Annotated in this window: 11 protein-coding genes; 6 read left to right on the plus strand and 5 right to left on the minus strand. The window is 63.0% G+C overall.

All coding sequences use genetic code 11. From position 1 onward, the window contains the following. Window positions 1-22: 22 nt before the first annotated feature. From pyrR to gshB, 5 genes are all read right to left on the minus strand, one after another. The gene (pyrR, locus tag CIB54_RS15270; RefSeq protein WP_065949577.1) at window positions 23-529 is read right to left on the minus strand and encodes a bifunctional pyr operon transcriptional regulator/uracil phosphoribosyltransferase PyrR; all 507 of its coding nucleotides are present in this window, start codon (window positions 527-529) and stop codon (window positions 23-25) included. Window positions 530-661: 132 nt separating this feature from the next. Further along, window positions 662-1,099, minus strand: coding sequence for a Holliday junction resolvase RuvX (gene ruvX, locus CIB54_RS15275; RefSeq protein ID WP_003195067.1), 438 nt, complete (start codon window positions 1,097-1,099; stop codon window positions 662-664). Continuing rightward, entirely contained in the window at window positions 1,099-1,668 is a 570-nt protein-coding gene (locus tag CIB54_RS15280) for a YqgE/AlgH family protein (protein WP_065891570.1), read from the minus strand. The genes ruvX and CIB54_RS15280 overlap by 1 nt, the downstream gene beginning before the upstream one ends. A gap of 207 nt (window positions 1,669-1,875) precedes the next feature. Further along, complete coding sequence (locus CIB54_RS15285) at window positions 1,876-2,781, minus strand: energy transducer TonB (RefSeq protein WP_101220199.1); 906 nt, start codon at window positions 2,779-2,781, stop codon at window positions 1,876-1,878. Window positions 2,782-2,930: 149 nt separating this feature from the next. After that, entirely contained in the window at window positions 2,931-3,902 is a 972-nt protein-coding gene (gene gshB / locus CIB54_RS15290; RefSeq protein WP_101220200.1) for a glutathione synthase, read from the minus strand. 239 nt (window positions 3,903-4,141) lie between these two features. Here gshB and pilG point away from each other — a divergent pair, with 239 nt between their 5' ends. The 6 genes from pilG (at window position 4,142) to CIB54_RS15320 (ending at window position 13,964) form a co-directional block, all read left to right on the plus strand. Further along, on the plus strand, window positions 4,142-4,549 hold the full coding sequence (gene pilG / locus CIB54_RS15295) for a twitching motility response regulator PilG (protein ID WP_065949574.1): 408 nt from the start codon (window positions 4,142-4,144) through the stop codon (window positions 4,547-4,549). Between the two features lie 45 nt (window positions 4,550-4,594). Next, complete coding sequence (gene pilH, locus CIB54_RS15300) at window positions 4,595-4,960, plus strand: twitching motility response regulator PilH (RefSeq protein WP_014720320.1); 366 nt, start codon at window positions 4,595-4,597, stop codon at window positions 4,958-4,960. A 12-nt stretch (window positions 4,961-4,972) separates the two neighbouring features. Then, window positions 4,973-5,497 carry a chemotaxis protein CheW gene (locus tag CIB54_RS15305; RefSeq protein WP_065949573.1) on the plus strand — a complete coding sequence of 175 codons (525 nt, stop codon included), beginning with the start codon at window positions 4,973-4,975 and terminating at the stop codon, window positions 5,495-5,497. Then, on the plus strand, window positions 5,494-7,545 hold the full coding sequence (locus tag CIB54_RS15310) for a methyl-accepting chemotaxis protein (protein ID WP_065949572.1): 2,052 nt from the start codon (window positions 5,494-5,496) through the stop codon (window positions 7,543-7,545). The genes CIB54_RS15305 and CIB54_RS15310 overlap by 4 nt, the downstream gene beginning before the upstream one ends. 157 nt (window positions 7,546-7,702) lie before the next feature. Next, window positions 7,703-13,516, plus strand: coding sequence for an Hpt domain-containing protein (locus CIB54_RS15315; RefSeq protein ID WP_101220201.1), 5,814 nt, complete (start codon window positions 7,703-7,705; stop codon window positions 13,514-13,516). Then, window positions 13,509-13,964, plus strand: a complete 456-nt coding sequence (locus CIB54_RS15320) for a chemotaxis protein CheW (RefSeq protein WP_065885365.1) — start codon at window positions 13,509-13,511, stop codon at window positions 13,962-13,964. The genes CIB54_RS15315 and CIB54_RS15320 overlap by 8 nt, the downstream gene beginning before the upstream one ends. Window positions 13,965-14,156 lie beyond the last annotated feature (192 nt).

A 14,156-nucleotide genomic window follows, 5' to 3' on the forward strand; every position in this document is an offset into this window, starting at 1 on the left:
CGGGGACTCTTTACAAGGCGGTTTAAAGGGCAAGGTCTTGCAGTTCGAGTTCGAGCGGCGTGGGACCGGACAATTTTACCCGCTGGTGGGCTTGCAAAGACAGCGTCGCGCCAACCACATCCGGGCTGATCGGCAATTCGCCAGCCTCCAGGTCCAGCAGGCACACCAGCGTGATACTGGCCGGGCGGCCGTAGTCGAACAGCTCATTCATGGCTGCGCGTATGGTGCGGCCGCTCATCAGCACGTCGTCGATCAGCACCAGGTGCTGGCCTTCGACCTCGAACGGCAGGGCCGAGGGTTGCACTTGCGGGTGCAGGCCGTTCTGGCTGAAATCGTCACGGTAGAAGGACACATCCAGCGTACCCAGGGGCGAATCGCTGCCCAGCGCTTCCAACAAGGCCTGGGCCACCCACACACCGCCGGTGCGGATGCCAATGAAGCGCGGTTCGCTGATGGCACGATGCTCCAGGTGCGCGTTGAGGTGTAACGCCATCTGGCTGATCAGTTCGGCGGGATTGGGCAGGCTCATGGTGGCTCCTTGTTAAGTGTGTAGGAGCGAGCTTGCTCGCGAAAAACTCATGGGCACCGCGTTCATCCAGCCTTCACGCGGTATCGTTAACGTTCTTCGCGGGCAAGCCCGCTCCCACAGGATCGCGGCGGGTCAGGATTCAAATAAAGCGGTGTTTTCATCCAGCCAGCCCTGCAACAACAGGGCGGCGGCGATGGCGTCCACGGGGTTGTCGCGGTAACTGCCTTTCTGTCCGCCACGGTCGCGTCGCTCGCCCTTGGCTTCAAAGGTGGTCAGGCGTTCATCGTGGGTATAGAAGGGCAGGTTGTAGCGGCCGTTGAGGCGGCGGGCGAACTTTTCGGCGCGCAGGCACATGTCGCTGGGGGTGCCATCCATGTTCAAGGGCAGGCCGACCACGACTGCATCGGGCTTCCATTCCTTGATCAGGGCTTCGACCTGGTTCCAGTCCGGCACGCCGTTCTGGGCCTTCAATGTGCACAGCTCGCGGGCCTGGCCGGTGATGACCTGGCCGACCGCAACGCCGATCTGCTTGGTGCCGTAGTCAAATCCCAGGATCAGACGCAAAGCCATCAGGCGTGCCCCGCCTGGCTGGTCAACAGGCTGAGGTTGACCCGCAGCTTGGCGGCGGCCGCTTCCAGGCGCAGTTCGCTGGCGGTGTTGAACAGGATGTCGGCGTCGAAGGGGCAGGTCAGCCAGGCATTGCTGGCCAGTTCGGCCTCCAGTTGCCCGGCTTCCCAACCGGCGTATCCCAGGGTGATCACACTTTGTTCAGGGCCGACGCCGTCGGCAATCGCGAACAACACGTCCTGGGATGTGGACAGGGATACGCCCTCAAGGTCCACCGTGGCCTGGAATTTCGGCCCGGTGGGGTGCAACACGAAACCGCGATCGGTCTGCACCGGCCCGCCGATGTAGATCGGTACGCCCTGGCAACTGGCGGGAGGATCGATTTCCGGGCGCAGTTGCTCAAGGATATCGGCCAGGTTCAGCTCCTGCGGGCGGTTCACCACCAACCCCATGGCACCATTGGCCGTGTGCTCGACGATGTAGGTCAAGGTCTGCGCAAAGTTCGGGTCGGCCATATGGGGCATGGCGATCAGGAAGTGGTGCTTGAGGTAGGTCGGGCTGACATTTTTCATGTCCGCTAGTGTGGCGTCGGAGGGGCGAACTGACAAGCTGAGCGTGACCCTAATAGAGCGCCGTCTGCTTTTCTGTAGGAGCGAGGCGGGCGGCTAGCCCTTGCTCGCGAAGGTCGTTAACGATGACGCAGTGCTATCAGGTAGTCCGCGCCGCCTATGCGTTTTTCGCGAGCAAGCTCGCTCCTACAGTGAAGGAAAGTGCCGGAGTCAGTTGCTGGACAGCCGATCGCCCCTGGCGAATTTCCAGGTACGGATGATTTCCAGGCGGTCCACGTCGTTCAGGTCGCCGGTAAAGGGCGCAAAGGGCGCGGCCAGGCGCACGATGCGCTGGGCGGCCTGGTCCAGCAAGGGCTGGCCGGATGACTCCAGCACCTGCACTTCATAGAGCGAACCGTCGCGGTTGATCGACACCAGCAGGCGCAAATTGCCATAGATCTGCTGGCGGCGCGCCTCTTCCGGATAGTTGAGGTTGCCGATGCGCTCGACCTTCTTGCGCCATTCATCCTTATACCAGGCGCCTTTGTCGCGCATGGTCGAGGCGGCGTTCAAGCGGTAGATGCGTGGGCGCTTGGCGTAGAGCTGCTGTTCGTGGGCCAATTCGGCTTCCAGGCTGGAAATTTCGTCGGACAGCGTCGAGCTGTCGAATGTCGGCGCAGGCTTGACGGGCTCGGGTTTGGGCTCGGTTTTGGTTTTTTCGCGCTGGGTAGGCGCTTTTTGCGGCTTGGGCGCAACGGTGGTCACGGCAGCCTTGGGCGTAGCCTGTTTGACTTCCGGTCTGGGGGCCGGCGGCGGGGTGACTTTGTTGACCTTGTTGTCCTGGAACGGTGCCACTTCGGTGGTCTTGGGTACGGCTTTCTTGTCGAGGGTGCCGCTGCCTTGCTGGTTTTCCTGGGCGAGAAAGTCAGCCTTCTCGGGCTTTTTATCGCTCTTGAAGGTGGCAAGCGTGATTTCCAGGGTCTTGGTGATCTGTTTGGGTTCGACCATCGTGAAACCCACGCCCAGAATCAGTGCGAGGTGAACCAGCGCCGCCAGAAACAGGGTAAATCCGAGCCGATCAGCCGGGCGCACGCCGCTGTGGGAGAGTTCGGGGGGCAGTTCGGACGGCAGAGGCATAAAAACCAACATCACCTGTATCGGGGTTCGGCATGATAGCGCAATGTTGGTTTTTAGCTTCAAGCGACAAGTTACAAGCTGCAAGCTTAAACGCGGTTTGCCTTAAGCTTGCGGCCGGCTTGCAGCTACAAGCTTAAACGCGGTCTGTTTCAAACTTGCGGCTTGTCGCTTGCAACTTGCAGCTTTTCGGCAATCACAGCCATCAACATTTCCCCGATATTGGTGCCAAATGCGTTATCAATCTCGCGAATACAGGTCGGGCTGGTGACATTGATTTCGGTGAGGTTCTCGCCGATTACGTCAAGTCCTACGAACAGCAAACCTTTTTCGCGAAGGGTCGGGCCCACTTGGGCGGCTATCCAACGATCCTTGTCCGACAGCGGTCGCGCTTCACCACGGCCACCGGCCGCCAGGTTGCCACGGGTCTCGCCGGCCGCCGGGATGCGTGCCAGGCAGTAATCCACCGGCTCGCCGTCGATCATCAGGATGCGCTTGTCGCCGTCCTTGATCGCCGGCAGGTAGGCCTGGCCCATGATCTGCTGGGTGCCCAGCGCGGTCAGGGTTTCCAGGATCACCGACAGGTTCGGGTCGCCTGCGCGGTGACGGAAGATCGAGGTGCCGCCCATGCCGTCCAGCGGCTTGAGGATCACATCGCCATGCCTGGCGGCGAACTCGCGCAGTACATCGGCGCGGCGGCTGACCACCGTCGGCGGCGTGCATTGTGGAAACAGCGTGGCGAACAGTTTTTCATTGCAGTCGCGCAGGCTTTGCGGCTTGTTGACGATCAATACGCCGGCGCGCTCGGCCTGCTCCAGCAGGTAGGTGGAATACACGAATTCCATGTCGAACGGCGGGTCCTTGCGCATCAGGATCACGTCCAGATCGCTCAGGGGGCTGTCGATTTCATCCTGCAGTTCGAACCACTTCTCGGGGTTGGCGAATACCTGCAACGGACGCATCCGCGCACGGGCCTCGCCATCGCCCTGGTAAAGGTCGCGCTGTTCCATATAGAACAGGCTCCAGCCGCGGGCCTGGACGGCCAGGAGCATGGCCAGCGAGCTGTCCTTTTTATAGGAAATGCTGGCAATAGGGTCCATGACAATGCCGACGCGAACGCTCATGGGTTATTTCCTCTGGCAAATTGGGGCGCATAAAAGTGGCGTCAGAGTGGCGCTGCGGCTGTTGCGGGTCAAGGAAAAACCACCAGGCGAGTGCCTCGATAGATTGCGCCCGGAGACTGTGCTAAAAAGACTGCCACGGCGCAGCAGCCCTTGAATTCCAAGGCCTGCGGGGCTCATCCTGTGACACATCAGGCAGTACACACCGAAAACCGATTCGCTGTGGCGATGGTAGAGCAACTATGGAACAGCATTCCAACGCCTTGAGAGTGATGGTGATCGACGATTCGAAAACGATCCGCCGCACCGCCGAGACGCTGTTGAAGAACACGGGGTGCGAGGTCATCACGGCCATCGACGGTTTCGATGCCCTGGCGCGAATTGTGGATCATCACCCGCACATTATCTTTGTCGACATCATGATGCCGCGCCTGGATGGCTACCAGACCTGTGCCCTGGTGAAGAACAACCCGGCATTCAAGTCGATCCCGGTGATTATGCTGTCCTCCAGGGACGGCCTGTTCGACAAGGCCAAGGGGCGTACCGTGGGGGTCGATCAGTTTTTGACCAAGCCTTTCAGCAAGGAAGAACTGCTGGGTGCGATCAAGGCCTATGTGCCTGCCTTCGCCGCAGTAGAACAAGCACACTGACGCCGCCCCCGAGGGCCGGCGCCGACCAATGTAGTGGGGAAAACCATGGCACGTGTTCTGATCGTCGACGATTCGCCGACCGAAATGTACAAACTGACCGGCATGCTGGAAAAGCATGGCCACCAGGTATTGAAGGCCGAAAATGGCGCGGACGGCGTGGCCCTGGCCCGCCAGGAAAAGCCCGACGCGGTACTGATGGACATCGTGATGCCGGGGCTCAATGGCTTCCAGGCCACGCGCCAGTTGTCCAAGGAGCCGGAAACCAACGGTATCCCGATCATCATCATCACCACCAAGGACCAGGAAACCGACAAGATCTGGGGCGCACGCCAGGGTGCCAAGGATTACCTGACCAAGCCGGTGGACGAAGAAACCCTGATCGCCACGCTGAACAAGGTGCTGGCCGGTTGACGGCACGCCATCATGACCGAGTCGCAAACCGCCTTTGAGCTGCTGCTGGACATCGACCGCCGCTGCCGCCTGCTGGCCGCCGACCTGCCGTCCCAGGAAACCCGCCTGCAACGCTGGAGCGGGATCGGCTTTCGCCTGGGGCAGCACTGGTATGTGGCGCCCATGGGCGAAGTCGCCGAGGTGTTGCATGAGCCGCGCTGCACCCTGATGCCTGGGGTAAAGCCCTGGGTCAAGGGCGTGGCCAATCTGCGCGGGCGCTTGTTGCCGGTCATGGACCTGGGCGGGTTTCTCGGCCAGGAACTGTCCAAGGCGCGCAAGCAGCGGCGGGTGCTGGTGGTGGAATACAACGATCTGTTTGTCGGGTTGCTGGTGGACGAGGTGGTGGGCATGCAACATTTTGCACTCGACGCGTGGATGGCGAATACCGCCTCCGGCGCGCCGTTTATCCAGGGCCAGTTCGATGGCGATCCGCAGTGGCAGGTCTTCAGCCCCTTCGCCCTGGCCCAGGCTCCGGGCTTCATGGATGTGGCCGCATGAGCACCGTGACCACGCCCAAGCCTCAGGCTGCCTCGCGCAGCCGCTCGCAGATCATCGTGCTGTTTATTGCACTGATCGTGTTCATCATGCTGTTGTTCGCCAACTTCGCGTACCTCAACACCCAGTCCACCTACGACAAACAGTACATCGGCCACGCGGGCGAACTGCGGGTGCTGTCCCAGCGCATCGCCAAGAACGCCACCGAAGCCGCCGCCGGCAAGGCGGCCGCGTTCAAGCTGCTGGGCGAGGCGCGCAACGACTTCGCCCAGCGCTGGGGCTACCTGAAAAAAGGCGACCCGCAAACCGGCCTGCCGGCCGCGCCCAGTGCCGTACGCGCTGAGATGCGCGCGGTGCAGACCGACTGGGAAGCCCTGCTGAAAAACACTGATGCCATTTTGGCCAGCGAACAGACCGTACTGTCGTTGCACCAGGTGGCCGCCACCCTCGCCGAAACCGTGCCGCAGTTGCAGATAGAGTCGGAGAAAGTCGTCGACATCCTGCTCCAGCGCGGCGCCCCCGCGAGCCAGGTGGCGCTGGCCCAGCGTCAGTCACTGCTGGCCGAGCGCATCCTGGGGGCGGTCAATACCGTGCTCGCCGGCGACGAAACCGCCGTGCAGGCCGCCGATGCCTTTGGTCGCGACGCCAATCGTTTTGGCGTGGTGCTCAATGGCATGCTCAACGGCAACCCTGGCCTGCGCATCACCCAGGTCGAAGACCCTGACGCCCGCGCGCGGTTAGCGGAGATCGCCGAACTGTTCGAATTCGTCTCGGGTTCCGTGGATGAAATTCTCGAAACCTCGCCGCAGTTGTTTCAGGTACGCGCGTCGGCGAGCAACATTTTCAACCTGTCGCAAACCCTGCTCGATGAAGCCTCGCACCTGGCCACCGGTTTCGAGAACCTGGCCGGCGGGCGCAGCCTGGATACCCTCGGCGGCTATGTGCTGGGGCTGCTGGCGCTGGCCTCGATCATCCTGATCGGCCTGGTGATGGTGCGCGAGACCAACCGCCAGCTGCGCGAAACCGCCGAAAAGAACGAGCGCAATCAGAACGCGATCATGCGCCTGCTGGACGAAATCGAAGACCTGGCCGACGGCGACCTGACCGTCACGGCCTCGGTCACCGAAGATTTCACCGGCACCATTGCCGACTCGATCAACTATTCGGTGGACCAGCTGCGCGACCTGGTGGCCACCATCAACCTCACCGCCGGGCAAGTCGCCGGCGCGGTGCAGGACACCCAGGCCACCGCCATGCACCTGGCCCAGGCCTCGGAGCATCAGGCCCAGCAGATCGCCGAAGCCTCCACCGCAATCAACCAGATGGCCCAGTCCATCGATCAGGTGTCGGCCAACGCCGCCGAGTCCTCGGCGGTGGCGGAGCGTTCGGTGGAGATTGCCAACAAGGGCAATGAGGTGGTGCACAACACCATCCACGGCATGGACAACATCCGCGAACAGATCCAGGACACCGCCAAGCGCATCAAGCGCCTGGGTGAATCGTCCCAGGAGATTGGCGACATCGTCAGCCTGATCGACGACATCGCCGACCAGACCAACATCCTCGCCCTGAACGCGGCTATCCAGGCGAGCATGGCCGGGGATGCCGGGCGCGGTTTTGCGGTGGTGGCCGATGAAGTGCAACGGCTGGCCGAGCGCTCCTCGGCCGCCACCCGGCAGATCGAAACCCTGGTGCGGGCGATCCAGGCCGATACCAACGAAGCCGTCATCTCCATGGAGCAGACCACTACCGAAGTGGTGCGCGGTGCGCGGCTGGCCCAGGACGCCGGAGTGGCGCTGGAAGAGATCGAAGGCGTGTCGAAAACCCTGGCGGCGCTGATCCAGAGCATTTCCAATGCGGCGCAGCAGCAGACCTCATCGGCTGGGCAGATTTCGTTGACGATGAATGTGATTCAGCAGATCACCACGCAGACGTCGTCGGGTTCCACGGCGACTGCCGAAAGCATTGGTAACCTGGCAAAAATGGCCAGTCAGTTGCGCCGGTCGGTGTCGGGTTTTACCCTGCCGGCAGCCAGGCAGACCGATGACTGAAATGCGCTCCAAATGTGGGAGGGGGCTTGCCCCCGATTGCAGTCCAACAGTCAAAAGCTGGTCGCCTGACACACCGCCATCGGGGGCAAGCCCCCTCCACATTGGTTCTCCATTGTTGTGAGAGACCAGCAACCCATGAATTCCAAGCGGAGCAGTTATGGTTGATCGGCACGACTACGTGGCCCTCGAATGGGTCAAGGGCGACATTGCCGAAACCCTGAAACAGGCCCGTTCGGCGCTGGACGCTTACGTTGAAACCGGCGACGCCCTTGATGCGTGCCTGGCCGGTATCCATCAGGTACATGGCGCGCTGCAGATGGTCGAGTTCTACGGCGCGGCCCTGCTGGCTGAAGAGATCGAAGCCCTGGCCCTCGCGCTGCAGGCCGGGCACGTCGGCCAGCGCGACGAAAGCATCCGCCTGCTGCAACAGGCCCTCGGCCAATTGCCGCTGTACCTGGACCGCGTGCCCAGCGCCCGTCGCGACCTGCCGCTGGTGGTGTTGCCGCTGCTCAACGACCTGCGCAGCGCCCGCGGTGAAAGCCTGCTGTCGGAGACCAGCCTGTTCAGCCCACAATTGTTGACCATCGCGGCGCTGCCCGATGAGGCACTGACTCAACGCACACCGCCGGACCTTCACCCGCAACTGCGCCAATGGCACGCATTGCTGCAACAAGCCCTGGCCGGCTTGCTGCGCGAGGACCACGGCCCGAGCAACCTGGAAGACATGGCGCGGGTCTTCGCGCGCCTGGAGGCGCTGTGCCAGGGCGCGCCGCTGTTGCCGCTGTGGCAGGTCACCTCGGCGCTGGTCGAAGGCATGCTGACGGGCGTGATCGCCAACAGCCCGGCACTGCGCAGCCTGCTCAAGGCCAGCGGCAAGCAACTCAAGCGCCTGCTGGCGCAGGGCATCGGCGGGATCAACCAGCCGGCGCCGGATGAATTGCTCAAGAGCCTACTGTTCTACGTCGCCAAAGTCACTCGGCCGACGCCGCGCATGCAAAGTCTCAAGGAACGCTACGGTCTGGATGAGGCCTTGCCCGACAGTGCCGTGGTCGATGCCGAACGCGCGCGCCTGGCCGAGCCGGACCGCAATGCCATGGGCTCGGTACTCGGCGCATTGTGCGAAGAGCTGGTGCGGGTCAAGGAGCGCCTCGATCTGTTCGTGCGCAGCGACCGCCAGCACACCCAGGACCTTGACCCGCTGCTGGCGCCGCTGCGCCAGATCGCCGACACCCTGGCGGTGCTCGGTTTCGGCCAGCCGCGCAAAGTCATCATCGACCAGCTCGCCGTGGTATTGAGCCTGGTCCAGGGGCAGCGCGAACCCAGTGACGCCGTATTGATGGACGTCGCCGGGGCGTTGCTCTACGTCGAGGCCACGCTGGCCGGAATGGTCGGTACCGTCGAACCGCAAAGCCGTGAAGACAGCCGTCTGCCGACCACTGACCTGACCCAGATCCACCAATTGGTGATCCGCGAATCCTGCCAGTGCCTGCGCCAGGCCAAGGAGTTGGTGATCGACTGCATCGAGGCCGACTGGGACCGCCAGCGCCTCGAATCCCTGCCTGAGCTGTTGAGCCAGGTGCGCGGCGCACTGGCGATGATTCCACTGCCGCGCGCGGCGAGCCTGATGCGCGGGTGTACCGATTACGTCGATGAGCAGTTGATGGTCAACGACACCGCGCCCGGTGAGGCGCAGTTGGCGCGCTTTGCCGACGTGATCAGCAGCCTTGAATACTACCTGGAACGCATGCTCCAGGACCCCGACGCTGCGGGCGAAAAAGTCCTGGAACTGGCCACTCAGGCCCTGAGCGAGCTGGGCTATCTGCCGCAGGAAAAACCCTGGCGCCAGGCATTGGCTGCACCCGAGGGTGTCTTGTCCGGCGACACCGCGCCAAGCCAATCCCGGTTCGATGCGCTGGCCAGCCCCACCTCGCGTCTCAACCCGCCGGCCCTGCAACGTCCGGGCAGTCTGCTGCCGCCTCCTCTCGATGAAGCGCCGATTGACGACGAGTTGCGTGAAGTCTTCCTCGAAGAGACCGATGAAGTCCTCCAGGTGCTGCACCGTTACTTGCCCGACTGCGCGGACAAAACCGCCCAGGGCGAAATGCGCCGTGCCTTCCACACCTTGAAAGGCAGCGGTCGCATGGTCCGCGCCCTGGTCGTGGCCGAACTGGCCTGGGCCGTGGAAAACCTGCTCAACCGCGTGCTGGAGCTTAGCGTGGCGATCGGCCCCGAGGTGCAGCAGGTGCTGGATGAGGCGGTGGCGCTGCTGCCGGCGCTGATCGCCGACTTCGCCATCGGTCAACAGCGTCAGCGCGATGAGGTCGACGCCCTCGCTGCCCGCGCCCACGCGTTGGCCAGCGGCGCCCAGGAAGCGGCTGTCGAGCCTCACGACCCGATGCTGCTGGAGATTTTCCGCAACGAAGCCCAGAGCCATCTGGACAGCCTCAACCAGTTCCTGCAACAGGCCGCCGAACACGTGCCGCTGCAAGTCAGTGATGAACTGCAACGCGCCCTGCACACCCTCAAGGGCAGCGCCTACATGGCCGGCGTGTTGCCGATGGCTGAACTGGCACGTCCGCTGGACCATCTGACCCGCGAATACAAGGCGCATCGTCTGCCGCTGGACCTGGATGAAGTCGAGCTGTTACTGGAAGCCGAAGGCGTGTTCCAGCGCGGGCTACGCGAACTGGACAGCAATCCCCTGGCGCCGATCAAGGGCGCGGCGGACTTGATCAAGCGCACCCAAAGCCTGTTGGACCAACAGCTCGAAGCACTGCTCAACGCCCCCAGCACCGGCCTGCACATCAAGCGCGATCCGCACCTGATCACCAACTTCCTGGCCCGGGGCATGGACATCCTGCTTGACGCTGAAAGCCTGCTGCGTCGCTGGCAGCAACACCCCGGCGAGCGCCAGGAACTCACCGCGCTGCTCGACGAACTGACCACCCTGGGCGAGGGCGCGCACCTCGCCGACCTGCACCCTATCGATCAATTGTGCGAAGCCTTGCTCGACCTTTATGGCGCGGTAGAAGAGAGCAGCCTGGCGGTCAGCGAGCGGTTTTTCCATGAGGCCGAGCAGGCCCATGAAGCGTTGATCACCATGCTCGACCAACTGGCAGCCGGGCAGGAAATCAGCCCGGCGCCGGCCCGGGTCCAGGCGCTGCGCGAATTGCTCGATGACGCCCTTGATCCGTCCGCCACCGGCCTGATCAAAAGTCACGGCAGCCGCGCCCCGAGCATCGCCGAGCTGGGCGCCGCGACCGAGCAACTGAGCCGGCACACGGCGATGGACGATGAGATCGTCGACATCTTCCTTGAAGAGGCCGTGGATATCCTCGACAGCGCCGGGCAATCCCTCAAGCGCTGGTTGCTGGAGCCCGATGGCATGGCGCCGTTGTCCTCGTTGCAGCGCGATTTGCACACCCTCAAGGGCGGCGCGCGCATGGCCGAAATCGACGCGGTGGGCGATCTGGCCCAGGAGCTGGAATGCGTCTATGAGGGCCTGGTGGACCGTCGCTACAGTTACTCCACCGAGCTGTCCCAGGCACTGATGGCCAGTCATGAACGCCTGGCCTTGCAACTTGACGAGCTGCACCGGCAGCAACCCTTGAGCGACAGTGTCGAACTGGTCGCCAGGTTGCGCGAACTGCGCCAGAGCAGCGTTTCGGCGGCCCCGGTTGCTGCGCCGCAACCCTGGGGCGCCGACCCCGAGCTGCTGGATATTTTCCTCGAGGAAGCCGCCGATATTCTCGACAGTTCAGGCAGTGCATTGCTGCGCTGGCAGGCCGAGCCCGGCAATCGCCAGGAAGTCGAAACCCTGTTGCGTGACCTGCACACCCTCAAGGGTGGCGCACGCATGGTCGAGATCGGCCCGATTGGCGACCTGGCCCACGAGCTGGAGTTTCTCTACGAGGGGCTGTCCGCCGGGCTGCTGGCGCCGTCGTCCGAACTGTTCGCGCTGTTGCAGGGTTGCCACGACCGGCTGGCGCAGATGATCGATGCAGTGGCGGACGGCTTGCCGGTAGGCTCGGTGGACAAGCTGATCGAGCGCATCAAGAGCCTGGTGCACCCAAGCGAAGAGTCGGTGGTGCCGGTGGCGTTGCCAGCGGCTAAGGCGGAAGCGGTGGTCGATCCGGCTGCCGACATGGTGAAGATCTCCGCCGAACTGCTCGACGATCTGGTCAACCTGGCCGGCGAAACCTCGATCTTCCGTGGCCGTATCGAGCAGCAGGTCAACGATGCGCGCACCGCGCTCACGGAAGTGGAAACCACCATCGAGCGCATGCGCGACCAACTGCGCCGCCTCGACAGCGAAACCCAGAGCGGTCTTTTCAGTCGCCAGCAGGCCGAGGCCGAGCGCCTGGGCTACGAGGAATTCGACCCGCTGGAAATGGATCGCCATTCGCAATTGCAGCAATTGTCCCGCGCGCTGTCCGAATCCGCCTCCGATTTGCTCGACCTCAAGGAAACCCTCGAGCGCCGCAACCAGGACGCCCACGACCTGTTGCAGCAACAGGCGCGCATCAACACCCAATTGCAGGAAGGCCTGATGCGCACGCGCATGGTGCCGTTCGAGCGCATGCTGCCGCGCCTCAAGCGCATCGTGCGCCAGGTGGCCGATGAGCTGGGCAAGGACGTGGATTTCGTGGTCGGCAATGCCGAGGGCGAGATGGATCGCAACGTGCTGGAGCGTATGGCGGCGCCGTTGGAACACATGCTGCGCAACGCCGTCGACCATGGCCTTGAGTCCCGCGAGGTGCGCCTGCAAGCGGGCAAGCCGCAGCGGGGGCGCATCAGCCTGGACCTGACCCACGAAGGCGGCGATATCGTCTTCGACATGCGCGACGACGGCGCTGGTGTGCCCCTTGAAGCCGTACGCCGCAAGGCGATCAAGCGCGGCCTGCTCGACCCCAATCAAGAGATCAGCGACCGCGACGTGCTGCAGTTCATCCTGCAACCGGGATTTTCCACTGCGGAAAAGATCACCCAGATTTCCGGACGCGGCGTGGGCATGGACGTGGTGCATGAGGAAGTGCGCCAACTCGGTGGCTCGATGGTGATCGACTCGATCCCGGGCGTGGGGGTGCATTTCAGGATTCGCCTGCCGTTTACCGTGTCGGTCAATCGGGCACTGATGGTGCAATGCGCGGACGATCAATATGCGATCGCGCTCAATACCATCGAAGGCCTGGTACGTGTGCTGCCCCATGAATTGGCGGGGCATTACCAGCAGGATCCGCCGCGTTATGAATATGCCGGCCAACGCTACGAACTGTTTTACCTGGGCGACCTGTTGCACACCGTCAGTCGCCCCAAGCTGCTCGGCCAGTACCAGCCGGTGCCGGTGTTGCTGATGCAGTGCAACGAGCGGCATGTGGCGGTGCATGTGGATGCCATGGCGGGGACGCGCGAGATCGTGGTCAAGGGCCTGGGGCCGCAATTTGCCGGGGTGCAGGGCTTGTCCGGCGCGACGATCCTGGGCGATGGGCGCGTGGTGCTGATCATCGACCTGTTGGCGCACATCCGCGCGCGGCCACCGGCGTTGCCGGCGCAGTCGGTGGACACGCCACTGACCCTCAACGACCCGCTGAAAAAGCGTCCGCTGCTGGTGCTGGTGGTGGACGATTCGGTCACCGTGCGCAAAGTCACCAGCCGCCTGCTGGAGCGCAACGGCATGAACGTGCTGACCGCCAAGGACGGCATCGACGCCCTCGCCCTACTTGAAGAACACACCCCGGACCTGATGCTGCTCGACATCGAAATGCCGCGCATGGACGGGTTTGAAGTGGCGATCCAGGTGCGCAACGACGCGCGCCTGATGCGCCTGCCGATCATCATGATCACCTCGCGCACCGGCCAGAAACACCGCGACCGCGCCATGGCCATCGGCGTCAACGACTACCTCGGCAAGCCGTACCAGGAGTCGGTCTTGCTCGAGAGCATTGCTTACTGGAGCAAGTCCCATGCTTGACCACCGCGCGAGCCAACTGACCGGGCTGTTGCTGCCGTTGGCTGACCGTCATCTGATCCTGCCGAATGTCGCGGTGGCCGAACTGATCGACTTCCAACGCGGCGAACCGGCCAGCGATGCACCGCCGTGGTACCTGCGCCAAGTCACCTGGCGGGATCGGCACATACCCTTGATCAGCTTCGAAGCCGTGTGCGGCGAAGCCAGTGTGACCGGCGAACGCTCGCGGATCGTAGTGTTGAACGCCTTGGGCGGGCGGCCGACGCTTAAGTTCATCGCACTGGTAATCCAGGGAATACCGCGCTCGTACAAACTCGACAGCGAATTGAGCTACGTGGACGTCCCGCTGTGCCCGCTGGAACTGGCGGCGGTGCAAGTGGGAGAACATGTGGCAAAGGTGCCGGACCTGATGGGGCTTGAAGCGCTGCTGGCCGAATCCGGCCTGGCCTGAGCCCTATGAAGATCCACTGTGGGAGGGGGCTTGAACTGGTCAAGTAATCTTGGACACTGATTAAGGTTCACGCCGCCAACCTTTCCTTCACGACCGGCGACCGGTAGTACCCCTGTTTCAGCAGCTCGTTTCGGAATTTATGACTGGTGTACTGACAACCTTGGTCAGAATGAAACAACACATCCTGGGGAT

Origin of the sequence: Pseudomonas fluorescens, assembly GCF_002837185.1 — a bacterium.
GTDB classification, from domain to species: Bacteria; Pseudomonadota; Gammaproteobacteria; order Pseudomonadales; family Pseudomonadaceae; genus Aquipseudomonas; species Aquipseudomonas fluorescens_AM.